The organism is Cupriavidus sp. 09_S30 (genome assembly GCF_056930435.1).
On record NZ_JBXOWI010000001.1, the window covers coordinates 2,030,169 to 2,052,189 of the forward strand.

Sequence of the window (22,021 nt, forward strand, 5' to 3'; positions counted from 1 at the left end):
ACCACCGGCATTTGCCAGCTACCTCTAAGTGAGCCAGGTGCTGGAAACTGTTTGCGGCAAGGCTGCTTGAGGGCTCGGGAGCAGTATGGTTTGGCGGGGGGGCTTGTTCAATCAGCTTGGATCCACGATCGTGTTCTAACGAAGAGAACACACAAGTCTTCTGTCAGACACATTGCGACTCACCGCAGCGTATTCCTGCTGGTAGGTCATGATCGATGGCCTTGTCGCTCGGAAAAATCAACAGTAGGCTGACTGTAAGTTCGGTTTTGACGAACCGAGGGAGGAAATGCAGAGCTATCGTCGCCTGCACTATTTCTAGGTGGTCGTGAAGGAAGGCGGTTTTGCCCGTGCAGCGGGACGTCCAGGGTCTAGGCCGCGACGCGGTCGCCTGAAGCCGGCGCTCGACTTCGGCCTCCAGCCGCACTCGCAGCTCCCAGAGTTCGACCTGAGCCGCGGCAGCAACTCGGCAGCCTTGTCGGGGGTTGCCTTATGTGCTGCATGAACTTCAGCCAATTCACGGCGCGATTCGCCTTCTTTGGCCTCGGCGCCACGCTCCGGGCACGGGCGCGCGCTGGCTTTTCCACCTGATTGCATAGGTTCTGTAGCAGCTCGTCGCCATTGCTTTCTCATGCCGTGCCAAGTGTATTTGGTACCTCTTTGGGTAAGGGATCCAAGACGGAACGATGTTCTGGCATGGCACCTCACACGTAGTTGCCGCTGGCGTCCACGATGCAGTAGGACGGACCTTCATCTGGGCCAAGGTCGCCGCTGTCGCAGCACGCGAGGTTGTGACGCTCGCCGCAGCGCCTGGCTTCGTCGAAGGTCCGAAACGTCTCGCGGCCTATCTCGATGTCCCCGTCGTACAGGGTGGTCGTAAAAGTCATCGTCATGAGCATGGCTCCTGTGAATGGTTAGACGAAGGCCCCTTGCGGAGAGCCGACCCGCCTAGGGGTTGAAAGTGATGGCGCGTTGAGCGCCTTGGACTGACGCTTGGTTCCGGTCCTGGAACTCGGCGGCAGCAAACCGACGATGAAGCTCCAGTCGCGGCTCAAGACCAACGCGACAATTCGGGCTGCAGCTTCAGGGCTGTTACCGGGATAGGTGCGCATGTGGTGCCTGGCTAGCGTGCGTTGAAAGAACTCGTAGTGTGCGCAGCCGGCGGCGCGAAATAAACGGAAATATCAAGGAGGATTGGTTCGGAAAATGCGAAGTCAGTGATGGTGACGCGACGTCTCAAGGGAACGGGGCGCATCAGTTCCGGCGGGATGTGAACCTAACCGAAGACGACACATTTCCCGTGCGCGTGCGGCCTTTGCCAGGACGTTAGAAATAGCTCGCCTGTCGTCGTTAGCTTATGGGCACACGGACGAGGGCTGGCGACATCGCAGGGACATGGATCCGCAATTCACGCGTTCTTGCCGCGCCTCGAACGTGACGCGTGCCCGCTTCATCGAGGACTTGGTTGTGGAAGAGGCCGGCCGCGGGTCGAAGGGCAGTTCAGGGTCGGGTAGAGACGTCCAAGTAGTGGCGTGCCGAGGTCACTTCCCAGCCAACTCCAGCCGGCGGTGGGAAGGAAGCGATCGGCGCTTGTCGGACCCTTCTGAGGCATTCGACTGTGCAGGCCCGAAGGGCTGGGTTGGCCGAAATGCCGCCTTTCAACCGGCACTGGGCGATGGTCGTGGCCAGCCCATCCTCGGCCGGTCGCCTTTGCGCTCAGATGCTGCGTCAGAGCGCAGTCCAGCAGATTCGGTGCCGCCGGCAGGCTGTGCGCCGAATCCGTGGTGACCCAATACAGGGGCTCGTAGACTGGGAACAAGCCTGGGCGTTGCACGCTGCGACTAGGGACGCCTATGCGCTTGCATAGACGCGGCTGACAAAACCATTGAACATGCTGACCGCTGCGGCGGAGGTCCGCAATCCCCAAGGTACGGAATTGCCCTAAGGCTTCGGGACTTTCTCGGATTTGTCGTCGATATAACTCTCTCGAGGCGGGTAAACGCCAGCGAGGCGGGCGATCAGGATCGCGACGAACAGGCTGCCGGTGATCTGTTCCAACATGCACATGCCGCGCGCCGGACGCGTGAGGGGCGCAATGTCACCGAAGCCCGTGCTCGTGAGCACGGTGATACTGAAGTAAAGCGCGTCAGCGTAGATGAGCCGGCCTGGCTGCCCGACGACCATGTACGACTGCGGATAGAAGAACCCGATACTTGCATATACATATGCCCACAGGACGCCGATCAGCAAATACGCCGCCGCTGCGCCAAAGAGCTTGTCCGGCGTCATGATCCTCGGTTGAAAAACGTAGCGAAGAAGATAAACAGTCGTAATGAAATAGAGCGCGGCGCTGAACATCCACGATACCGCGAGGCTAATGTCATCGTCGAACCACAGACCCCGGTACTGGAACCACATGGCCGGCACGGCCAATAGCAGCGCGATCACGAACGACAGGGTCGTGCGGCCGACCGCTGCCACGGTCGCTATGAGCAGGAACATATTAACGACGTTCAGGAGAAGGCGGCCGCTGTCGCTCGCCGAGACAAACGACACCGCACCGATGAGCGTGAGCAGCACGAAGAACAGCCAGAAGCAGCGCTGATAGAAAATGCGCGACAGCGCGTCGCGCGTGGTACGGATGGCCATTGTTATCCCTCCCCAGTTCCCTCACTGCGCCGTGGCACCGTGTGCCATCACCGTGTCCTATCCTACTCAAATTAAGGAACTGGCCGGAGTCCGACATGTCGATCCTGCGTTGGCCGGCGCTCCTGCTTGTGCCCTTGACGGTCATAGTGTCAGGCTGCGGCAACGGGGGGGCGGGGGCCCTGGCGCCGCCGGCCGGCCTCGTTGAGCGCGACGAATCGCCGATTTATGCGGTTGGCGTCACAGTCGTTCCGGATACGGTCAGCAATGGCGGTGGCGCCATCACGCAGTGCACGGTCTCGCCGCCCCTTGCTCCCGGACTGACGCTCGATCCGCAGACCTGCACGATTACCGGTACGCCTACTGACGTTAGCCACGCCACCGTGTACACCATCACCGCTAGCAACGCGGCCGGTAGTGCCACGACCCGGGTCGAAATTGAAGTCAAGGACGCCCCCATCCCGCCTGACGAACTGGACTACCTGAACAGGTCTGTCGTCTACGTCGCCAATACGCCGATCACGCCCAATACATCGATCAGCACGGGTGGCGAGATCACGCAATACAGCGTGTCGCCAGCACTCCCAGCCGGCCTCGTCATCGATCCGCAGACTGGCATCATCACCGGCACGCCGACGGCCGTTACCCCATCGGCGGTCTACACGGTGACGGGCGCCAACAGCGTGGACAGCGTCCAGGCCCTGTTGACGATCGAAGTAACCGCGCAAGTCGTGCCACCGGCAGGACTTGCGTACCTGGACTCGCAACCCGAATACACCGTCGGCGTACCGGTGGTGTACGACGAGCCCGTGTACTCCGGCGGCGAAGCCACGCTGTTCTCGATATCACCTGGCTTGCCGGCAGGATTGAGCCTCAACTCGCTGACCGGCGAGATCAGTGGCACGCCGACAGCGGAATCGCCCCCGACGGTATTCACCATTACGGCCAGCAACAGCGCCGGCAGCGCGACGGTGCAGATCACCCTCTCGGTGGTCACCGTCCAGGTCGGCGGATGGCTGCCTGCCGATGCCATGAACGAAGGGCGCTTCCGGCATACGGCCACCTTGCTCCGGGACGGGCGCGTCCTGGTGGCTGCCGGCAAGCGCAAGCAGGCACTGTCCTCCGCCGAACTGTTTGACCCGTCCACAGGGAGACTGGGCGCAAACGGGGCGCCTTGGGCGGAGCCGTCAGGCGCACTCCGCCACGCTACTGGCCGACGGCCGTGTCCTCGTGGCTGGGGGATTTGCCACCGGCGGCGGCAACGCGCTCAACTCGGCCGAACTGTTTGACCCGGCTACCGGCAGGTGGTCGCCAACAGGCAGCATGAACCAGGCACGTGACAGCCACACCGCCACGCTGCTCCCGGATGGCCGTGTGCTAGTGGCGGGCGGGGAAGGTCAGGGCAGCAGTCAAGGGGGGCTGGCTTCCGCGGAACTCTACGACCCGGCTACTGGCGTCTGGGCGCAGACCGGTAGCCTCGGTCAAGCGCGTGAGCAACACACCGCGACGCTGCTGCCTGACGGCAGGGTACTTGTAGCCGGCGGCGAGGCACCTGGTGGCGCCGCGCTGGCCTCGGCTGAACTGTACGATCCTGCGAATGGAACCTGGTCCCCAACCGGCAGCATGAGCCAGGTCCGCAATGCCTACGCCGCCGCGCAACTCGCCGACGGCAGGGTACTCGCCGTCGGAGGAACGGACGGTACGAATGCGCTCGCCTCCGCCGAGCTTTACGAGCCGGCGACAGGAACGTGGTCGCCGACCGGCAGTCTGCGGCAGGCACGTGATTTCCATACCGCAACGCTGGTGAAGGGCCGCGTGCTTGTGGCGGGTGGCACTGACGGCAACGACTTGTACTTGAGCGAATTGTACGATCCGGCGAGCGGGACGTGGGCCCAAACCGGCAGTCTTCAGCAGGCGCGGGAGCAACACACGGCCACGCTGCTGCAGGACGGCACGGTGCTCGTTGCCGGCGGCATTGGCCGCGGCATCCTATCCTACGCTGAGTTGTTTCGTTAGCCAGGAGCGCCAGAATACGCCGACCAACGCCATGATGATTGAGTCGGGACGGACGACCCTTACCGAGCCAAAAGCTGACGTAAGTTTCGCGCCCTCGAACGACAGAGAGTCGGTCGGCTCGGTCATCGAATACTCCTGGACGACTGACTCAATCTGGGCGGACGGACTCCCGTTTCCGAAGCGTGTGGCTCTTCGCCGTCATGCTGTCACCGCTACCGCAATTCGCGACTTGGCCTATCTCGCAGGCGGGGCAGATCCGTCACCCAGCCTCTTCTGATCACCTCGACGGAACCTAGCTGCTCGGTCGGATGCGTGGCGAAGTACCGCTTGCTAGCTTCCATCGGGCGAGTGGCTTCATGCGGAAACCGGGACTGGACCACCATAGCGGCCAACCGAAAGACGTTCGCCTCGCGCTGGTCCGTCGCTGCAAGATCCGCCTCCCGTGCCACTGCAGCGCAGCGTTTCAGCAGCGCAGCTTCAACCTCGCGGGCGCCCATGGATGCCTCCGGCGCGAGGTGGGATCTGCAGCGCGAGGACCTGGCGGTGCTGTTCGAATTCCCAGCGGCCGAGCGCAAGAAGCAGGGCAGGGCCGCGGACCGGGCCATCGAGCTGCTGCGCACGCTGCCCGTGCCGACGCCAGCGATCAGCGACGACGCTACGGCAGGCCAGTCCGCACTGGATGCGGCACACCCACGCGACGCACGCGCTGGCGCGTGGCGCGGAACTGATGACGGTGCGAGACAATCTGCGGCACGCGTCGATCTCGACCACGTCGATCTATCTGAACACCGACGAGGCGAAACGGGCGCGCCAAATCAGCGCGGCATTTGCATGGACGTGATCGGACGGAAATGTTGATTAAGCTTGATGCTTGCTGACGCTGCCCCACGGAAAGCGCATCGCCGACGAAGTGCCGATGTCCCGTTACATTGTCCGAAAAAACCTTGCTGCGTAAGTCTAGGCCCAAGGGCAGGGAACAAAATCTTGCAAAAAACCGGAACAAATTTGTGCAAACCAACGCTAGTCGAGCAAGGGTTTTCCGCCCCTCAATACGATTTAACATAATCTTCATTATGCGCAACAAATTTGTCACGGCCAATTAGTATTGTCGTACTTGGGCCAATTAGAAATGTCGCAGCCCCTTGCCGGCCCTGGCAAGCTGGCGGCTTTCCGTCCGTCCGAGACTGGAGGCCGCCATGGGCAAGCCCGAGACCCTGACCATGACGATGCGCGAACTGGACCGGCTCAAGGTGATTCAGGCCGTGGTTGACCATGGGCTCGCAGTGTGGCGCGCGGCCGAAAAGCTCGGGCTGTCTCGGCGTCAGGTGGAACGCCTGGTCCTGCGGTACCGCGAGGACGGACCGAGCGGCCTGGGCTCGCGCAAACGCGATCGCCCCAGCAATCGCCAGCTGCCGCCTGGGCTGGAATCGCGCGTCCGGGGCCTGATCCGCGACAGCTATGCCGATTTCGGCCCGACCCTGGCCGCCGAGAAGCTGCGCGAGCGCCATGGCATCGAGCTGGCCAAGGAAACGGTGCGCCGGATCATGATCGACGCCGGTTTCTGGGTGCCCCGCAGGCAGCGCCCACCCAAGGTCCACCAGCCGAGGAACCGCCGCGCGTGCCTGGGCGAGCTGGTGCAGATGGACGGCAGCGACCACGCCTGGTTCGAGGACCGCGCGCCCGCCTGCACGCTGCTGGTGTACGTGGACGACGCGACCGGCCGGCTGATGCAGCTGCTGTTCGTGCCGAGCGAGTCGACGCCGGCCTATTTCACCGCCACGCGGGCCTATGTCGAGCGCCACGGCAAGCCGTTGACGTTCTATTCGGACAAGGCCGGCATCTTCCGCGTCAACGCGAAGAACAGCGCCGAGGGGCGCGGCTACACGCAGTTCGGGCGCGCGCTGTTCGAGCTGAACATCGACATCCTGTGCGCCAATTCGAGCCCCGCCAAGGGCCGCGTGGAGCGGATGAACGGCACGCTGCAGGACCGCCTGGTCAAGGAGCTGCGGCTGCGTGGGATCAGCTCGATGGATGCCGCCAACGCCTACGCGCCCACCTTCATGGCGGACTTCAACGCGCGCTTTGCCAAGGTGCCGAAGAGCGACTTCAACGCCCACCGGCCCCTGCGCGGCGACGAGGATCTGGCGCGCATCTTCAGCTGGCGCGAGTGGCGCAAGGTGTCACAGAGCCTCACGCTGCAATACGACAAGGTGATGTACCTGCTGGCGGACCGGCCCGAGCACCGCAAGCTCATTCATCGCTACCTCGAGGTGGCCGAGTATCCGGATGGCCGGGTCGAGCTGTGGGCCGATGGCGCGGCCCTGCCCTACACCACCTATGACCGGCTTTCAGCGATCGACCAGGGCGCGATCGTCGAGAACAAGCGACTGGGGCACGTGCTGGCGATCGCGGCGCAAGTCCAAGCGATGCGAGACGGCCGCCATCAGGCCGGGCCCTCACGCACGCTGCTGGGTGAGCCGCCACGGCCATCGCAGGCCGCGCCGCAGACCAAGCGGCAGCGGCTGATCAACCGGCTCGATCTGGAGCGGGCCATCGCGGGCACGACCGCCCCACCCTGCGCTGGCGCTGGCGCCACCGGCCAGCTCGACTGCGTTACGGCAACCCCGCAAAAAACGCCAACCCCGCACAAAAAGCACGCCCGTGCCGACATTTCAATGTAGCCCGCGCCGCGACAGTTGAATCCGGGGTGGACAAAATTTGTAGCAGCAACGCTGTAATGTCCGGTTCTAGCAAAGCAGAAATGTCCGCTTGAGCGACGAGCCATGGTATCCAGCCTGCCCGGTTAGATGCAATGGAGATGCCTAGCGATGGCTAGACCCGAGTTCATTACAGTCAGCATGCGCGAGTTAGACAGGCTCAAGACCGTCCAGGCGGTCGTAGATGGTGAATTGCGGCCCGGTTTGGCCGCCGAGCGGTTGGAGATCACGGATCGGCAACTCAGAAGGCTGCTGGAACGCCATGGCATCGATCTGGCTAAGGAGACGGTGCGCCGGATCATGATCGACGCCGGTTTCTGGGTGCCCCGCAAGCAGCGCTCACCCAAGGTCCACCAGCCGAGGAACCGCCGCGCCTGCCTGGGCAAGCTGGTGCAGATCGATGGCAGCGACCACGCGTGGTTCGAGGACCGCGCGCACGCAAGCCCGTACGTCACAGGCGAAGATCACTCAGCCGAATCCGCGGCGGTTGATTCCCTATCTGGTGATGCGATCCTGGGAACAAAGAACCAGAGCGCCAGTGCAACGAAGATCGCGTAGGAAACGAGCGGCGAGAGAAAGGCCAGCGGAACTGAAGCTCCGTAGATCAGCACAGCACAGAGGTTTCGCCGGTGGGCAACAGAATGCAGAGCTTCCAGCCCCGCGTCGCCCCCAGATCGCCGCGCAATTGCCCATCGAAACAGCGCGAACGCCGCAGCACTTCCGCACATGACGGCGCCATACAGCGCGGCGGCCAGCGCAGATTGATGGTCTTGTCCGACCAGCGATGTCATAAATGGGGTGAAGGACACCCAAATGAGCAGATGATTGTTCAGCCACAGGATGCGCGTGTCGGCCCGCTCGATCATGGACAGCACGTTATGGTGGTTAGTCCAGATGATCGCAACCATCACATAACTCAGCAGGTAACTCAAAAATGTCGGCGCCAGCGTGGAGAGGCTTGTGGCCGTCACATGCGCCGGTGCCTTCAAGTCGAGCACCATAATTGTCAGGAGCACGGCGAAAACGCCGTCACTGAAAGATTCCAATCTCGATGTACGCATGTTCCGCCTACAAGCTCAGCTTTTCTGATTTGCAACGCGGGCGATCAAGGGCACGCCCCAGCCCTAGTTGGCCGCTTGCCGTTCGATAGCGGACGCCGGGCGGCCCCGGCTGGAGGGCGGCTTCCGCCGTGCACCCAGCGGAACCCCGACATGCACCGAAGCCTTAGAAGGGCTGCAGCCACTACTAGTCGAGGAGTCAGCCACCCACCGGTAAAGATCTTCCACAGTTTTGGTGCTGACCGATATCTGCTTGTAATCGATGGTCCTGGTAGTCGATTGGGGAGCTCCGGCACGCTGAAGGAGGATCTTCATCGTCTCCCCGTTGCTGAGTCGGAGGTAGATTAGCTCTCGCGGATCGAAGCCGGAGGGCGCGAACGACGCCGATTGCAGATCCGACTCATCCAGAATCTTGACAAGGTCTGCCACGCGGGCCGGGTCGTCGGTCGAGAGCCTGCATGCTTCGGCACGAAGGCGGCTCTCGTCGAGTGCACGAAGGAACCATTTATCGAGCGGGGCAACGTAGGCCTCAGCAGACCTCGCAAGATGGATACGCCTCTTGAGAATCGCCAGGTCGACATGCTGCAGGTCTGGCGGACTGAGAATCCAGGGGGCGGCTGCGCCAGCGCCTTGGGCGAAAGACATTCCGGCAGCCACTAGGCCATGAATGAGAACCGCAATCCTAAGGTGTTTTTGTAGATGCATACGGCGCCCGACGGCGATAGTTTTCCTTGCCCTGCGGCAGAGCCGAACACCGACTCCCGCCCAAGAGCCGTTCTCCAACGGATAGGGATTATCCCCTCGTATTGATCCGTGTGATCGCAGATTTTGGGGCTTCAACGGCTGAAATCACGAATAACCGCCTCTGGCCGTACTCGGACTTCGCTGCCGGGTCAAGAGATAGCCGTTGCAAGCGCGGCCTCGGGTTCCGACAACCGGGCCAGGCGCGGATCGACCATCGAGATCCTTCGTGCGAGCGCCTGAATCAGCGGATCGCGGCGGGAGTCCTGACCAGTCCCGCGGTTCGGGTTTTAAGCCGCTTCATCCGCCGCCGATCCTGTCGCACCCCGCGTGCGCGGACGGATCCTTCCCACATCAGCAGAGAACCCAGAGCGTTGGTAGAATCCCCCGAGCACCGACGTCGCCATACACAAAAGCGGTTCACCGCATGCCTGTGCGCCAGAAACAGGCCCTCCTTTCAAGCAGATCTTCTGCGATCAGCTTGCGCTGCAGTATTTCGGTCGCTCCTGTCCGCACGTCGCCACGATCATGACTTGTGGCGGCCTGTGGAGCGATACCTCGACCATGGTGTGCCACGACGCTCAGCGGGCTCGTGCATGAAGGAGGAAGACGTGGGAATCGACAGGAAAGCCTTGGATACCAATCCGGATGCCGGGCCACAGCAGGTCGCCCTGGAAGCGATCGTGCGCGGCGTGGAAGGTCTTCGGCTCCCCGCCTCCATGGATTGGCCCACAGCGCAACGATGTCTTGCCGACAACGATGGACTGTGGAAGTTCTCTGCGGTATTGGTGGCGATCATCGCGCGGGACACGCCCGCGATCTTACTGACAAAGCGTTCCGCTGGACTCAGCGAGTATTCGTCGCATGTGAGTTTCCCCGGCGGACGTCCCGCAGAATCCGACAACAACGTCGGCGCCACGGCACTGCGTGAAGCCTTCGAAGAAATTCGCCTTGATCCCGGCGCGGTCCGGCTAGTTGGCTGCTTGCCGATCCATCGGACAAGAAAGCGCAATCACGCGATCTTTCCCGTCATCGGCATCGTGTCGGGCGCAGCCGGCTGGGAGGCGGCACCTGCGGAAGTCGAGGAAATATTTGAGTTTCCGTTCGCCACGCTGCTGACTCCGGACCTGCCGCGGCAGTACCTTGAGGGAGAGCGAGCCGGATCTTGGTACTGGGCGGATCAGGACTACGACATCTGGGGCGTCACTGCGGTCATCCTGAAGTCACTGGCAGAACTGGCTCTCACCTCGGCGTGACGCCGGAGTCTGCGTGAGGGCTAGCCTCACCCACTACGCCTAGCCTCCATCCCGAAATGCGCCATGCCAATGACTGACGTAGCCATTGAATCCGGTGAAGAAGGATTCGAGATGGGATGGAAGACGCTAAATGGTCGGCCGTAGGGAGGCAAAGCTCTTTCCTCTTGACCCTCACGTAGCGTAAGGTCTTAGCTTCCAACGTGCGCAATTGAACGGAGGCTTGCATGTTTTTGAAAGTGGGAGAACTGGCGAAACGCAGTGGACTCACGGTTCGTACGCTGCACCACTACGACGCAGTCGGTCTTCTCACGCCTTCGGCGCGCGCCGATAACGGCTACCGCCTGTATGACCGCCACGACGTTGCCCGGCTTCACCTGATCCTGGCATTGCGTAGTTTTGGTCTCTCGCTCACCGAAATCGGCGCTTGTTTGGACCAACCGGATATCCCACTCACATCCATCGTCGAACGGCAAATAGCAACCCTTGATCAGCAGATCGAGCACGCTGCGCGTCTGCGCGATCATCTGAAGCGGTTACGGGGCACGCTGATGGACGGAGAGGAGCCGGAGCTAGCCGATTGGCTCACTACGTTGGAGTTGATGACCATGTACGAAAAGTACTTTTCTCAGGATGAACTTGACCGCCTGCCTATGTACCGCAATGACCCGGCAGCGGAAGCGGGATGGGGCAATCTTGTTGAGCAGGTACGGGCGCTGATGGAAAGTGGGACGCCACCCGAGCACGAAAAGCCCCGCGAGTTGGCGATCCGATGGATGACGATGCTTGTACGCGACACAAATGGCGATCCACGGTTGGCCGCAAAGCTAAACCATATGCACGACAACGAACCGTCGCTGCAGGCTCATATCGGGATCTCTTTGGCGCTGCGCGACTACGTGCTTCGGGCATTCTCGGAATCAAAAATGCTGATCTACGAAAAATACCTGTCGCCTGACGAGATCCGCTTCATGCGCGCGAATTACGGCAAGCGGGCGATGGAGTGGCCCCAATTGATGGCCGACGTTCGAGATGCGATCGATGCTGGCATCGCGCCTGATTCGCCGCAAGGGGCTGAGCTTGCGCGGCGCTGGCTCGATCTCTTCAGAAGCTACGCAGGAGATGACCCAGGTACGCAGCTCAAATTCCGCAAGGCGCTGGAAAATGAGCCTGATCTCATGATCGGAACGTGGTCAGATGCGGCACTGCTTGGCTTCGTTCGTCAGGCTATGTCGCGCCTGGTGCAATTGAACTGATCGCGGGCTCCTGTTGACCGGGGGCGCATAGGGTTGCCGTGTTACTCCGACCGGATCAACCTGCTACGGCGCACCGCTATTTCCATCCAGTGAACGATGTGCAACAAACATCGTTCCCCCCAACTGCCGTCTACGCCAATTGGATCTTGCCGCTGGAAGTGCTTAGCGGATCGATACCACGCGTCCCAACGTGCCATCGCTCAAGGTCGAAATTGGCTGCGGACTCATCCGTCGCTGCCGCCCTTCATTGCATGAGCCCTGTCCTGAGCTGGCCGCTGCCGCCCCCGGCCAGCACCACCGCCCTACCCCCCATCAGCTGACACTGACGCCCGAGCCAAGGCCGCGGCCCGTCAAGGACGGCGGCCTTCAGCGAGTGCTTAGGCGTCCGTCTGCCCTTGGCGCCGTAGGACGACATGCGTGGCCTTCTCCGACGCTACGAATTCAACGCATTCGTATCCCAGAGCCCGCAAGTCAACCCCTTCGAACAGCGATTCTCCCCGGCCAAGTAGGACCGGCGCGATAGCAAGGTGCAGTTCATCGATGAGGCCCTCGCGAAGATACTGCCGGATTGTGTTCGGCCCACCGCCGATCCGCACGTCCATTCCGGCGGCGGCCTCGCGTGCACGGTCGAGCGCCTCGCGAATGCCTCCTGTTATGAAGTGGAACGTCGTGCCGCCTTCCATCTCGATGGGGGGACGAGCATGATGGGTCAAGATAAAGACTGGAACGTGATACGGTGGATTATCTCCCCACCAGCCTTTCCAGTTCGTGTCCGGCCAGTCCCCACGAATGGGGCCGAACATGTTCCTCCCAAGAATCCAGGCCCCAACATTCTGAAAGCCACGGGCAGCAAAATCATCGTCAACCCCGGTCGTACCGCCCTCCTTGCCGAACAAGGCCCGCTGGAACGTGCGTGTTGGGACTAGCCACTGGTGCAGTTCCGTCCCGCCAGCGCCGAGCGGATTGTTGATGTCTTGATTCGGACCTGCTCCGTATCCGTCGAGCGAGATGGTGAAGCCCTCAACGCGAACTCGTGCCATCGCTTGCCTCCATTTAGACGCCTAACAGGCAATCAACGGACGCCGGCGTCCGGACATGCCTATTAGTAGGGACAGATTTTGTCGCTCGTAGGCTTTTGTTTTCACGGCGAGTCCTTTCCGAGCTGTCTCGATACTACGGTTAATGTAGCGGACACCAATGAGGGCAGTAAATCCGCATCAGTGCCCGGTTTGGAGAAAGCCCAGAAAAAGCGCTCGACGACCGCTGGTGGCCGGCAAGGAACATTAGCCTGCTACTGGCCGATTGCCGCGTCCCGAGAGCGGCCAAGGGCGCTTAGCTGAGGCGACGACGCTCGACGCCACCACTTCATCGTCTCACCTGCTGCGCCGCGTGCCTTGCTTCCAGGCGATTGCGGCGCAGGCCAACTGCACCGCGCTGCCCACCAATAGGGCCGCGCGCAGACCGGACGCGCCCTCCGTATATAGGGCATAGACCGCACCCATCATCGCCACACCCAGGGCTGCGCCTGTCATGCGCGCCACGTTGACCAGGGCGGAGGCTGTACCCGACCGCTCCGGCCCTACCGCACCGATCGCCGCGCCCATCAGAGGGCCTGTCGCAAGCCCCATGCCGAGCCCCGTAAGCGCCAGCCCGATGGCAGCTGGCAGCATCGAAGCGCTGTCCGCAAGGCTACCCAGCACCACCAGCCCGCAGGCGATGATAAGCAACCCGCCTATCGTCGCCGCCCATGTGCCCCAGCGCCGCACAGCCGCACCAGAGACTGGCGACACCACCGTAAATACCAAAGCCATCGGCATCAACGCAAAGCCTGCGCCGGTGATGGACAAGCGCCCCGTGCTCTGCCACATCAGCGGCAGCAGGAAGAGCACGCCGTACATGCCGAACGTCATGCCGAGCGTGGCGACGATCGCGCCACGGAACGCGCGGATGCGGAACAAGTCCAGCGGCACCAGCGCAGCGGCACCGTGGCGTGCTTCGACGCGGATGAAACAGGCGATGGCAACCAGCGCCACCAGCAGCACAGCCAGTGCGACATACGGCGCATGCTGCGCCTCGATGGCGGCGAAGGCCATGCCGCTCAGTCCAGCCGCACCCAGCACCTGGGCCAGTGCGTCGAAGCGGCGCCCCGCGGCATCCGCCGACTCAGGCACCACGCGCAGCGCGAGCGCCATGGCCGCCAGGCTCACCGGCACGACGATCCAGAACACAGCGCGCCAGCCGAAGTGGGTCACCAAGAGGCTACCGACGGTCGGGCCGATTGCCATTGACAGGCCATTGCACGCTGCCCACACGCCCAGCGCGCGCCCACGCTCAACCGGATCGCGCCAGACCACGCGCAGGATGGCCAGCGAGGCCGGCAGCAGCAGCGCCGCGCCCACACCCGCAAGCGCGCGCGCATCGATGAGCCAGCCGATCGACGGCGCCAGCGCGCACAGCACCGATGCCATCGTGAACAGCAGCGCTCCGCACACGAATGCCCGTCGCCGCCCATAAAGGTCGGCCAACAGCCCGCCTGTCAGCAACAGCGCCGCGTAGGCAAGGTTGTAGGCGTCGATCACCCATTGAAGCGCCCCGAGTTCGGAATGAAAGAACAGCCCGATCGGCCGCATCGCGAGGTTGACCACTACCGTGTCGATCTGCGCGACCAGCACGGCCATCGACAGCGCACACAGCAACAGGCCGGGATATCTCGTGCGGGCAGTGCAGCCGGGCTGCAACGTCATGGCATCCATTTTTTCAAGCTCCTTGAAAGAGGATGATTACCAATGTAGCCATGCGGGCGGGTGCGACGTTTCGATGCGTGTCGAAGCATAGCGACCGGGCAATTCCTACAATGGTCAGCATGACGAGGAGTGCGCCATGTCGTTACCCAGCAACTTTTCCGGTACCGCCTTCCTGATTGCCGACCAGACGCGTGCCGCTATGCTTACCGCGCTTCTGGATGGGCGCGCGCTGCCCGCGGGCGAATTGGCACGTGCCGCTGGCGTCACTGCGCCGACGGCCAGCACACATCTGGCCAAGCTGCTCGAAGGCGGCTTGCTGTCGCTGGAAACTGAAGGCCGGCATCGCTATTACCGGCTGGCCGGCGCGCATGTCGCGCAAGCGCTTGAGCATCTGGCCGCCATTGGGCCTTTGCGCGCCGTGCACCGCCCGGCCCTGAGCCCGCGAGCGCGCGAGCTTTGCTTCTGCCGCTGCTGCTATGACCATCTGGCCGGCCAAGTTGGCGTGGCCGTCACGCAGGCGCTGGAGTCGTACGGTTACTTGGTGCCCGTGGCGGAGAAGCAGTACGAAATCACCCCTGCCGGGAGGGACTGGTTCGCCGGGATCGGTCTGGATGTGCGCGCCATCCGACCGACGCGGCGCGGCCTGGCGCGGCAATGCTTGGATTGGACCGAGCGCATGCATCATCTGGCCGGGCCACTGGGCGCACACCTCCTGCGCCAACTTTGCGCAGCCGGCTGGCTGCAGCGCTCGCAGGCGTCGCGCGCGATCCTGGTGACGCCCAAGGGCTGGCAAGAGCTACGCGAGCGGCTGGGCGTGGATGAGACGAGGGTGCGCGATATTGCAATGCCAAGACAGTGACGTCGAGCCTGGCTGTCGCCAGTTTATCGATTGCGCCGTTCAGCCTAGGCGGCAAGGCCATCTCGCAAACCGCAACCCTCCCGGCAACGCCCGAAAATCGCTTTCTACCCTATTGATCAGACCCTGCCCGAGCTTGTGCAGGTGCAAAGCCATGTGTCACGCCTCCCGAGGGCCTCATAGCTCTCCGGCGCGATCTTCGCACCAGATACCAGAACTTGGCGCGGCGGCCCAATCGATCCTCAATGCGCGAGCGGCTGAGCGGCGCGGTCGACAAAGCCGTACAGCAACACGGCGATTGAGAATCCCAGCGCGACTGCGCACACACTGCTCCATCCGGCCCACGCCCACGCCGCGCCAGCCAGCACGGCGCCGATCGCTCCGCCGACAAAGAAAATTCCAACGAAGAGCGCGTTCAAGCGACCACGTGCAGCCGGGTTGATGAGATTGATCGCGCGTCGTCCGAGCGTCTGATCGGCAATCACACCGGCGTCGAGGGCTGCCGCGCCCGCGACCAGTAACGCGAGCGCCGCAACGGGGTGCGCCGCCGGTGAGAATCCGCCCCAGCCCGCGCCTGCCACGCCTATCACGAGGACGGCGGCGATCATCACCAGATGCGAAACGATCTGCGTCGCGCGTCCAGCGCCGCGATCGCCGAGATAACCGGCGAGCGGCGTGACGACCGCGCCAGACGCTGCGGCCAGCGCGAAGGCGGCGATACCCTTCATGCCAAGCGAAAACGGCGGTTGCGCGAGCAACAACGCAATTGCGGTCCAGAACGCGCTGTACGCCCCGAGCGCAAGGGCGGCCAAGGTGGCGCGCCGCTGCAGGACGGATTCCGTGCGCAGCAGCGTCCAAAGCGAGCGCAACAAAGCCGGATAGCGCGCTTGGGAGAGCGGAGTATGACGCGGCAACTGGATGTACAGCACGAGGGCGAGGATCGCGTCGGCGGCGGCCCCGATGCCGTAGAACGCTCGCCAGCCAAATGATCCTGCGATCACGCTGGCCAGCGGGCGCGACAGCAGAATCCCGACCATCACACCGCTCATCACGTTGCCGATCGCACGCCCGCGTCGGCTTTCCGGCACCATCGACGCCGCCATTGGCACGAGCATCTGAATCACGCTCGACGTCGCGCCCGCAAGTAACACCGACGCCAGAAACAGCCAGCCGGACCGAGCGAGCGCTGAGAGCGCGAGGAACACAGCACAGCATGTCAGCGTCCAGAAAATCAGCCAACGGTTTTCGAGCAGGTCGGACAGCGGCACGAGCAGTAACAAGCCGGCCGCGTAGCCGACTTGCGGCAGCATCGCGATCAAGCCAGCCAACTCGGGCGGCAGGTTCAGCGCGAGGCTGATGGGCCCCGTCAACGGCTGGGCCGCCGACAGATTCACGACGATGACGCCGACGGCTGCGGCGAAAAGTAGCGTCAACGGCATGTTCAAGGCGGCGGCCTGTGGCGCGGACGATCGTGCTGGCGACGACGAGGGCGACGTGGTAACGGTGCGCGGACAGGTGTCGGCGGGTCTGTTCATCGGTGAACTCCGGAAGATTTCTGCCAGGTCCATCGTAGGGAGAGCGACGTTATGCGACAATTGAATTATCGCGATAATGTTTATGCGAGACTGTTATGAACACACGTGACTTGCAGGCATTCGTGGCGGTGGTCGAAAGCGGATCAATGGTGCGGGCGTCGGAGAAACTGTTTCTGACGCAACCGGGCCTCACGCGCCGCGTGCAGAACCTGGAGATGACGCTTGGCGTCGAGTTGCTCGACCGGCAGAGCAAGCCGCTCAAGCCGACGGCGGCGGGCAACGAGGTGTATGGTCTTGCGCGCACGGTCTTGTGCGCGGTCGACGATCTGATGGCCGTGGCGTCGCCCGACAGCGAGCCCACGGGCGAACTGAGGTTCGGCGTGCCGCCGTTCCTCTCCGAACTGGCGCTGGAGCAGCCCATCGACCGCCTGCGCAGCACCTTTCCGAAGCTGACGTTGCGCGTGACGGCGGGCTGGTCGCCGGGGCTTTTGGAGGGCGTTGAGCGGGCCACGGTGGACGCCGCCGTCGTGTTGCTGCCGGAAGGTGTCCCCGTGCCCGAAGCGCTGACGTCGACGTTGCTCGCGTACAAGCCGACCGTTGTCGTTGCTCCTCGCTCGTTCGGCTTCTCCGACCAGCCCACGACGCTCGCCGAATTGTCGCGTCATCCGTGGGTACTGAACCAGGACGGCTGCGGGATGCGTTCGGCGCTGAGCCGCGCGATGTCCGCAGCGGGACTGCCGTTCAACGTCGCCGTCGAGGCGTTTGGCTCGGAATTGCAGTTGTCGCTGGTAGCGCGCGGTCTGGGCGTGGGGATTGCGGCGCCGGAAGTGGTGGCCTGCAGTCCGCATCGCGAGTTGTTGCAGATCGTCGACGCGCCGGACTTTCGAAGCGGCCTGAACGTTTGGCTTGTGCACGGCGCGCTGCCCGGACGCCTTGTGCGGCCCATCGCATTGATGTGCGAGGCGCTGGCCGAAAAGCTGGCAGAGGATGCACGTTGTCAGCCCGACCCTTAGCGGACAGCCAGGGCAAATGCCGCGCTCATGCAGATGAAGACGGAGCGCGCGTGGGAGCGAGAAACTCGTAGGGAACCGCGTCAGTCCGCCTCGCCCGCCAGCTTCGCGCGCCTTTCCACTTCCTTCGCGCTGGGCTCGGTCTGCGCAAATGATCCGAGCTGGACGTCCCCGGCCGGCACGTAGGTGCTCATCACGACGCCGGTGGCCGAGGTTTGCGAAGCGACGAGCCGCAGCGCGCCGGGCTTCGGGCCGGCTTCGAAAAGCCGCTTGCCGCGCCCAAACACGAATGGCTACTTCTTGGCGATTGTCCACCCAGCGTCAATTGCCTTTCCCACTGCAGAACTGTTTCACGACTGAAGCATTTCCCGCGGTTTCACTGACCTTTGCTGGGCAACGCCGATGGCTGGCACCAGCCACGCGGCCTGCTCCGGCGCCTGGCGCACTACTTGCATGGTGTTTCATTTGCGCGATGCAGTGCCGGCGCATGGCGTTCGTCCACCGCTGCTAGGACCGCATGCGGTGCCCCTTGGTCAGATTGGTCATTTCAATAGGAAGGAGCCGTATATGAAGAACAAGTCTTGCGCAATTGCGATCTTGCTCACGGGCGTATGCCTGAACATGTCGGCGGCGTCGAGTGCGCCAGTGGAGCAGGCACTCGTGGTCACTCCTGACAAAATTCAGTGGGTGGATCTGCCCGGATACGCCAACGCCAAACTCGCCGTCATCGAAGGAAAAATGGATAAGAAGGGGCCACTCACGTTCCGGATCAAATTTCCGGCCGACACAAAGGTTCCCGCACATTTTCACCCCGGGGTCGAGCGGACGACGATCCTTTCCGGCACGTTCAATTTGGGCATGGGTGACAAGCTGGATCCCGAGAAGACCACGCCTCTCGTCCCGGGCAGCATGGTTATCATGCCGCCCAAGATGCACCATTTTGGCTGGACCAAGGAGGAAACCGTCATTCAGGTCAACGTAACCGGGCCGTGGGGTATCACCTACATCAACCCGGCCGATGATCCCCGAAAGAAATGACGCTGTGTCGCCGGATCCGCATAGCGCAGGGGCACCTTGCGCTATGCGTCATGGATCGGTGAGTGGGTTCATTGGGTTGAACCTGCCTTTGCAGGCGATTTTCCCTGCGCAGTGGCCTGTAGGGTTCGATGGCGCCGCCCTGCCCTACACCACCTATGATCGGCTTGCAGCGATCAACCAGAGCGCATGTGCTCGCTCGCGGCTACGTGGAGTCCATCAAGTTCTGCTTCGGCGCACTCTTTATCGGGCTTGGCATCCGGATGCAGGTGGCAAGGTCACGTTTTTCTGTGCGCAAGCGCACGGAACGCATTCACCAGCCGTAGTCCGATCCTGGAGCGCCAGGGTATCGATATCGATTCTCCCCCAGCGATCTGGGCGCACCCGACGACTCCGAACAAGAGCGTGACATGAAGGGAATAACAATGGACCTCATGCTGGAGCGCGACAGCGCGATTGAGCATCTCGCCAACGCGCTGGGAAGCGCACGCTCGGGCGCGGGAAACGTCGTCCTCGTGGCGGGTGAAGCGGGGATTGGCAAAACGACGCTGGTCGAACGCTTCGTGCGCGACCATGCAGTAGAGGACCGCGTGTTGCGAGGTGGCTGCGATGCGCTGTCCACGCCGCGTCCGCTCGGGCCGCTCTTCGATATGGCGTCTCAACTCGGCAGCGCCGTGAACGACGCATTGCGGGACCACGATCGGCCGTTCAGGATTTTCTCGGCGCTGCTGGGCGACCTGGCCGCGCAACGAGCGACCACGCTGATCGTCATCGAGGACGCGCATTGGGCCGATCACGCGACACTCGATCTCATCAAGTACCTTGGGCGGCGTATCGCACATAGCTGCACACTGCTCGTCGTGACCTACCGGAACGAGTCGGCGGGTGCAGACGGAATGCTCTCGCACGCCTTGGGTGAACTCCCCGCGGCGAGCACCACGCGCCTGGAGCTGGGGCCGCTGTCGCCCGCCGCCGTTGCACGCCTCGCGCGACAGGATCGCCGTCCGGCCGTTGCATTGCATGCCTTGACGAGAGGTAATCCGTTTTATCTCGCGGAGGTGCTGGCGAGCCCTGACGAGAAGGTTCCACCGTCCGTGCGGGATACGGCGCTCTCACGTGTGCGATCGCTCTCGAAACAGGCTCGCGCCGTGTGCGAGCTCATCAGCGTGATTCCTGGCACGGCCGAACTCGAACTGATTCTCCACGCGCTGCCCGATTTGAAGCACACGGACAATGAGTCTCCAGTCGACCAATGTCTGCGCTTTGGTGCACTGCAGGTACACGAAGGCGGCCTGCGTTTCCGGCATGAACTGGTACGGCTGGCTGTGGAGGAAGCCCTGCTGCCCGGGCGCAAGCAGGCACTGCACGGGATGGTTCTGCACTGGCTGCGCGCGAGGTCCGATGCGTCGAAGGCGCGGCTGGTGCATCACGGTGCCAACGCGGACATGGCAGAGATCGTCCTCGACGTGGCGCCCGTGGCGGCGTTGGAAGCGACGCGGCTTGGCGCGCACCGGGAAGCAACCGCACACTATGCCAGCGCGATGCGCTTCCTCGATCATGCGCCGAGACCAGTGAAGGCCCGCCTGCTCGAAGGCTGGGCGCTCGCGCTTTGTGTAACAGGCTATCCGGATGCGCGCGCGATCAACGCCATGGAGCAGGCTATTGATCACTGGCGCGCCCTCGGTGAAGTCGAACGACACGGCGCCGCGTTGCTCAGACTCGCTTCGATGTTGCATGCCACGTGGCAACGCGAGCGCGCCATGCGCGAGTTGATGAACGCCATCGAGCTGCTTCAGACAATCCAGCCCACGGCGGCACTCGCCGAGTGCTACAGCAAGTGCGCGCATTTTCACATGGAGGAAGCGAACACAGAGGCTGCGCTGGAATGGGGCCGCAAAGCGCTGTTGTTGAGTGAGTCGCTTGGCGTGAAGCAGGCTTATGTAGGGGCGCTTGCCGCAATGGGCGCAGCACTGCTGCGGCGGGGGGACGAGGACGGTTTGCCGATGTTGCTGGAATGCCGCACCACGTATATGAATACCAGCGAAGAGCTGGGCTCGCTTGTGCTCGCGTATGTTTATCTGTGCGAGTGTCTCTCCCGGCAATATCGCCTCGAACAAGCCGCCGATCACTGCACGGATGCGTTGAGGCGGTTCGAGGAGACCGGCTTTATCCAGCATTACTTTCTTGGCCTGCGGGCGCAGATTGCGATGCAACGCGGCGAATTGCAGCTAGCCATCGCATACGCCGCAGAGACGCTCGAGCGGCTGGAAATCAAGCCGACGCTCATGCAGGCGGGGCTTCTTTACGCATCGGGGCTCGCGCGCAGCCGATCGGGCGCCGAAGGCGCGGAGGCGCAGTTGCGCGAGGCCCACGAGATTGGCCTCGCAACGCGGGCCCCCTGGTATGTGTTTTCGGCAGCGACCGCATTGATCGAGCATCTGGCCTTCGCGCGGCGCTTCGAGGAAGCCCGTGAATTGCTCGTGAGAACGTGGAAACAACGCGCGAGCGACGCCAGCAGTTGGGAGACCGGCCAGCTGCTCGTCTGGGCAGCACGCCTCGGCGTGCAGCTCGATCCCGGCGATGGCGCGCGCCACGAACCCGCGCCCCCCTTTCGCGACGAAATAAACGGTGACTACGAGAGCGCCGCCGCCAGTTGGCAGCGGCTGGGTGCGCCATTCGAGCAGGCTTGCTGTCTGATGCACTGCGGCGCCGATGGCATCCGGCGCGCGATCAACCTGTTTGCGCAGATCGAGGCGCGCCCCGCGGAACGCATGGCGCGCGCCGAAGCGCACCGCTTGGGCATTCGGGGCGTCAAGCGCGGGCGCTATGCTGCCGCGCGTGCCAATCCGTTTGGCCTGACATCGCGCCAGATGCAGATTCTCCACCTGATCGCGGCCGGATACAGCAACGCGCAGATCGCGGCTGCCATGTCGCGCTCCGAGCGCACCGTCGAGCATCACGTGTCTCGTTTGCTTGCACAGACGGGAAAGTCGAATCGGCGCGAATTGGCCGACTACGCACACGAATCCGGCGCGGTAGACGCCACGGCGGAGGCCCCGCATCGCCGGGCTGGCAGGTCTCGGCTCAGAGGAGTCGATGCGCGGCCACTTTCAGCGTATTGAATCGGCGCCAGGCCGGGCCATCACGCGCATTGCCG

The 22,021-nt window shown here is 63.0% G+C and carries 16 protein-coding genes and 3 pseudogenes; 12 read left to right on the top strand and 7 right to left on the bottom strand.

The features are described 5' to 3' along the window. Positions 1-701 precede the first annotated feature (701 nt). The gene (locus tag AC1Z3O_RS09670) at positions 702-890 is read right to left on the bottom strand and encodes a hypothetical protein (protein ID WP_483515503.1); all 189 of its coding nucleotides are present in this window, start codon (positions 888-890) and stop codon (positions 702-704) included. A 400-nt stretch (positions 891-1,290) separates the two neighbouring features. Between AC1Z3O_RS09670 and AC1Z3O_RS09675 the strand changes: the two are divergent. Beyond that, positions 1,291-1,485, top strand: a pseudogene (locus AC1Z3O_RS09675) (SAM-dependent methyltransferase); the annotation flags it as partial. Between the two features lie 453 nt (positions 1,486-1,938). Here the strand turns inward: AC1Z3O_RS09675 and AC1Z3O_RS09680 are convergent. Next, the gene (locus AC1Z3O_RS09680; RefSeq protein WP_483515505.1) at positions 1,939-2,646 is read right to left on the bottom strand and encodes a potassium channel family protein; all 708 of its coding nucleotides are present in this window, start codon (positions 2,644-2,646) and stop codon (positions 1,939-1,941) included. 95 nt (positions 2,647-2,741) lie between these two features. Between AC1Z3O_RS09680 and AC1Z3O_RS09685 the strand changes: the two genes are divergently transcribed. The 5 genes and pseudogenes from AC1Z3O_RS09685 to AC1Z3O_RS09705 form a co-directional block, all read left to right on the top strand. Further along, on the top strand, positions 2,742-3,932 hold the full coding sequence (locus AC1Z3O_RS09685) for a putative Ig domain-containing protein (RefSeq protein WP_483515507.1): 1,191 nt from the start codon (positions 2,742-2,744) through the stop codon (positions 3,930-3,932). After that, positions 3,874-4,659, top strand: a complete 786-nt coding sequence (locus AC1Z3O_RS09690) for a Kelch repeat-containing protein (RefSeq protein WP_483515509.1) — start codon at positions 3,874-3,876, stop codon at positions 4,657-4,659. Before AC1Z3O_RS09685 ends, AC1Z3O_RS09690 begins: the two co-directional genes overlap by 59 nt. A 643-nt stretch (positions 4,660-5,302) precedes the next feature. Continuing rightward, positions 5,303-5,500 (top strand): annotated as a pseudogene (locus tag AC1Z3O_RS09695) (tyrosine-type recombinase/integrase); the annotation flags it as partial. Between the two features lie 379 nt (positions 5,501-5,879). Then, positions 5,880-7,340 (top strand): ISNCY family transposase, encoded by a 1,461-nt coding sequence (locus AC1Z3O_RS09700; protein ID WP_483517564.1) that lies wholly within the window; start codon positions 5,880-5,882, stop codon positions 7,338-7,340. 147 nt (positions 7,341-7,487) lie between these two features. Beyond that, positions 7,488-7,817 (top strand): annotated as a pseudogene (locus AC1Z3O_RS09705) (ISNCY family transposase); the annotation flags it as partial. A gap of 23 nt (positions 7,818-7,840) precedes the next feature. On the opposite strand, the gene AC1Z3O_RS09710 reads toward AC1Z3O_RS09705, so the two are convergent. Beyond that, positions 7,841-8,437, bottom strand: a complete 597-nt coding sequence (locus AC1Z3O_RS09710) for a TMEM175 family protein (RefSeq protein ID WP_483515511.1) — start codon at positions 8,435-8,437, stop codon at positions 7,841-7,843. A gap of 1,334 nt (positions 8,438-9,771) precedes the next feature. Between AC1Z3O_RS09710 and AC1Z3O_RS09715 the strand changes: the two genes are divergently transcribed. Beyond that, positions 9,772-10,431 (top strand): NUDIX hydrolase, encoded by a 660-nt coding sequence (locus tag AC1Z3O_RS09715; RefSeq protein ID WP_483515513.1) that lies wholly within the window; start codon positions 9,772-9,774, stop codon positions 10,429-10,431. A 224-nt stretch (positions 10,432-10,655) separates the two neighbouring features. After that, the gene (locus AC1Z3O_RS09720) at positions 10,656-11,684 is read left to right on the top strand and encodes a MerR family transcriptional regulator (protein ID WP_483515515.1); all 1,029 of its coding nucleotides are present in this window, start codon (positions 10,656-10,658) and stop codon (positions 11,682-11,684) included. Positions 11,685-12,061: 377 nt separating this feature from the next. Here AC1Z3O_RS09720 and AC1Z3O_RS09725 read toward each other — a convergent pair whose 3' ends face one another. Next, complete coding sequence (locus AC1Z3O_RS09725) at positions 12,062-12,724, bottom strand: dihydrofolate reductase family protein (RefSeq protein ID WP_483515517.1); 663 nt, start codon at positions 12,722-12,724, stop codon at positions 12,062-12,064. Positions 12,725-13,057: 333 nt separating this feature from the next. Further along, positions 13,058-14,437 (bottom strand): MFS transporter, encoded by a 1,380-nt coding sequence (locus AC1Z3O_RS09730; protein ID WP_483515519.1) that lies wholly within the window; start codon positions 14,435-14,437, stop codon positions 13,058-13,060. A 127-nt stretch (positions 14,438-14,564) separates the two neighbouring features. Between AC1Z3O_RS09730 and AC1Z3O_RS09735 the strand changes: the two genes are divergently transcribed. Then, entirely contained in the window at positions 14,565-15,287 is a 723-nt protein-coding gene (locus AC1Z3O_RS09735; RefSeq protein ID WP_483515521.1) for an ArsR/SmtB family transcription factor, read from the top strand. 239 nt (positions 15,288-15,526) lie between these two features. Here AC1Z3O_RS09735 and AC1Z3O_RS09740 read toward each other — a convergent pair whose 3' ends face one another. After that, positions 15,527-16,819, bottom strand: coding sequence for an MFS transporter (locus AC1Z3O_RS09740; RefSeq protein ID WP_483515522.1), 1,293 nt, complete (start codon positions 16,817-16,819; stop codon positions 15,527-15,529). Between the two features lie 95 nt (positions 16,820-16,914). Between AC1Z3O_RS09740 and AC1Z3O_RS09745 the strand changes: the two genes are divergently transcribed. Continuing rightward, positions 16,915-17,832: a LysR family transcriptional regulator gene (locus AC1Z3O_RS09745; RefSeq protein ID WP_483515523.1), complete on the top strand. Its 918-nt coding sequence runs from the start codon at positions 16,915-16,917 to the stop codon at positions 17,830-17,832. A gap of 80 nt (positions 17,833-17,912) precedes the next feature. Here AC1Z3O_RS09745 and AC1Z3O_RS09750 read toward each other — a convergent pair whose 3' ends face one another. Next, positions 17,913-18,116, bottom strand: a complete 204-nt coding sequence (locus AC1Z3O_RS09750; protein ID WP_483515524.1) for a hypothetical protein — start codon at positions 18,114-18,116, stop codon at positions 17,913-17,915. A gap of 280 nt (positions 18,117-18,396) precedes the next feature. On the opposite strand from AC1Z3O_RS09750, the gene AC1Z3O_RS09755 reads away from it, so the two are divergent. Both AC1Z3O_RS09755 and AC1Z3O_RS09760 read left to right on the top strand, forming a co-directional pair. Further along, complete coding sequence (locus tag AC1Z3O_RS09755; protein ID WP_483515525.1) at positions 18,397-18,867, top strand: cupin domain-containing protein; 471 nt, start codon at positions 18,397-18,399, stop codon at positions 18,865-18,867. Positions 18,868-19,289: 422 nt separating this feature from the next. Then, positions 19,290-21,986: an ATP-binding protein gene (locus AC1Z3O_RS09760; RefSeq protein WP_483515526.1), complete on the top strand. Its 2,697-nt coding sequence runs from the start codon at positions 19,290-19,292 to the stop codon at positions 21,984-21,986. Positions 21,987-22,021 lie beyond the last annotated feature (35 nt).

Excerpts from the sequence above, each read along its gene's own strand:
- AC1Z3O_RS09755 (WP_483515525.1), top strand. The coding sequence starts at position 18,397 with ATGAAGAACAAGTCTTGCGCAATTGCGATCTTGCTCACGGGCGTATGC.
- AC1Z3O_RS09710 (WP_483515511.1), bottom strand. The coding sequence starts at position 8,437 with ATGCGTACATCGAGATTGGAATCTTTCAGTGACGGCGTTTTCGCCGTG.
- AC1Z3O_RS09680 (WP_483515505.1), bottom strand. The coding sequence starts at position 2,646 with ATGGCCATCCGTACCACGCGCGACGCGCTGTCGCGCATTTTCTATCAG.
- AC1Z3O_RS09730 (WP_483515519.1), bottom strand. The coding sequence starts at position 14,437 with ATGGATGCCATGACGTTGCAGCCCGGCTGCACTGCCCGCACGAGATAT.
- AC1Z3O_RS09745 (WP_483515523.1), top strand. The coding sequence starts at position 16,915 with ATGAACACACGTGACTTGCAGGCATTCGTGGCGGTGGTCGAAAGCGGA.
- AC1Z3O_RS09670 (WP_483515503.1), bottom strand. The coding sequence starts at position 890 with ATGACGATGACTTTTACGACCACCCTGTACGACGGGGACATCGAGATA.
- AC1Z3O_RS09725 (WP_483515517.1), bottom strand. The coding sequence starts at position 12,724 with ATGGCACGAGTTCGCGTTGAGGGCTTCACCATCTCGCTCGACGGATAC.
- AC1Z3O_RS09685 (WP_483515507.1), top strand. The coding sequence starts at position 2,742 with ATGTCGATCCTGCGTTGGCCGGCGCTCCTGCTTGTGCCCTTGACGGTC.
- AC1Z3O_RS09715 (WP_483515513.1), top strand. The coding sequence starts at position 9,772 with ATGAAGGAGGAAGACGTGGGAATCGACAGGAAAGCCTTGGATACCAAT.
- AC1Z3O_RS09740 (WP_483515522.1), bottom strand. The coding sequence starts at position 16,819 with ATGAACAGACCCGCCGACACCTGTCCGCGCACCGTTACCACGTCGCCC.
- AC1Z3O_RS09735 (WP_483515521.1), top strand. The coding sequence starts at position 14,565 with ATGTCGTTACCCAGCAACTTTTCCGGTACCGCCTTCCTGATTGCCGAC.
- AC1Z3O_RS09760 (WP_483515526.1), top strand. The coding sequence starts at position 19,290 with ATGGACCTCATGCTGGAGCGCGACAGCGCGATTGAGCATCTCGCCAAC.
- AC1Z3O_RS09720 (WP_483515515.1), top strand. The coding sequence starts at position 10,656 with ATGTTTTTGAAAGTGGGAGAACTGGCGAAACGCAGTGGACTCACGGTT.
- AC1Z3O_RS09700 (WP_483517564.1), top strand. The coding sequence starts at position 5,880 with ATGACGATGCGCGAACTGGACCGGCTCAAGGTGATTCAGGCCGTGGTT.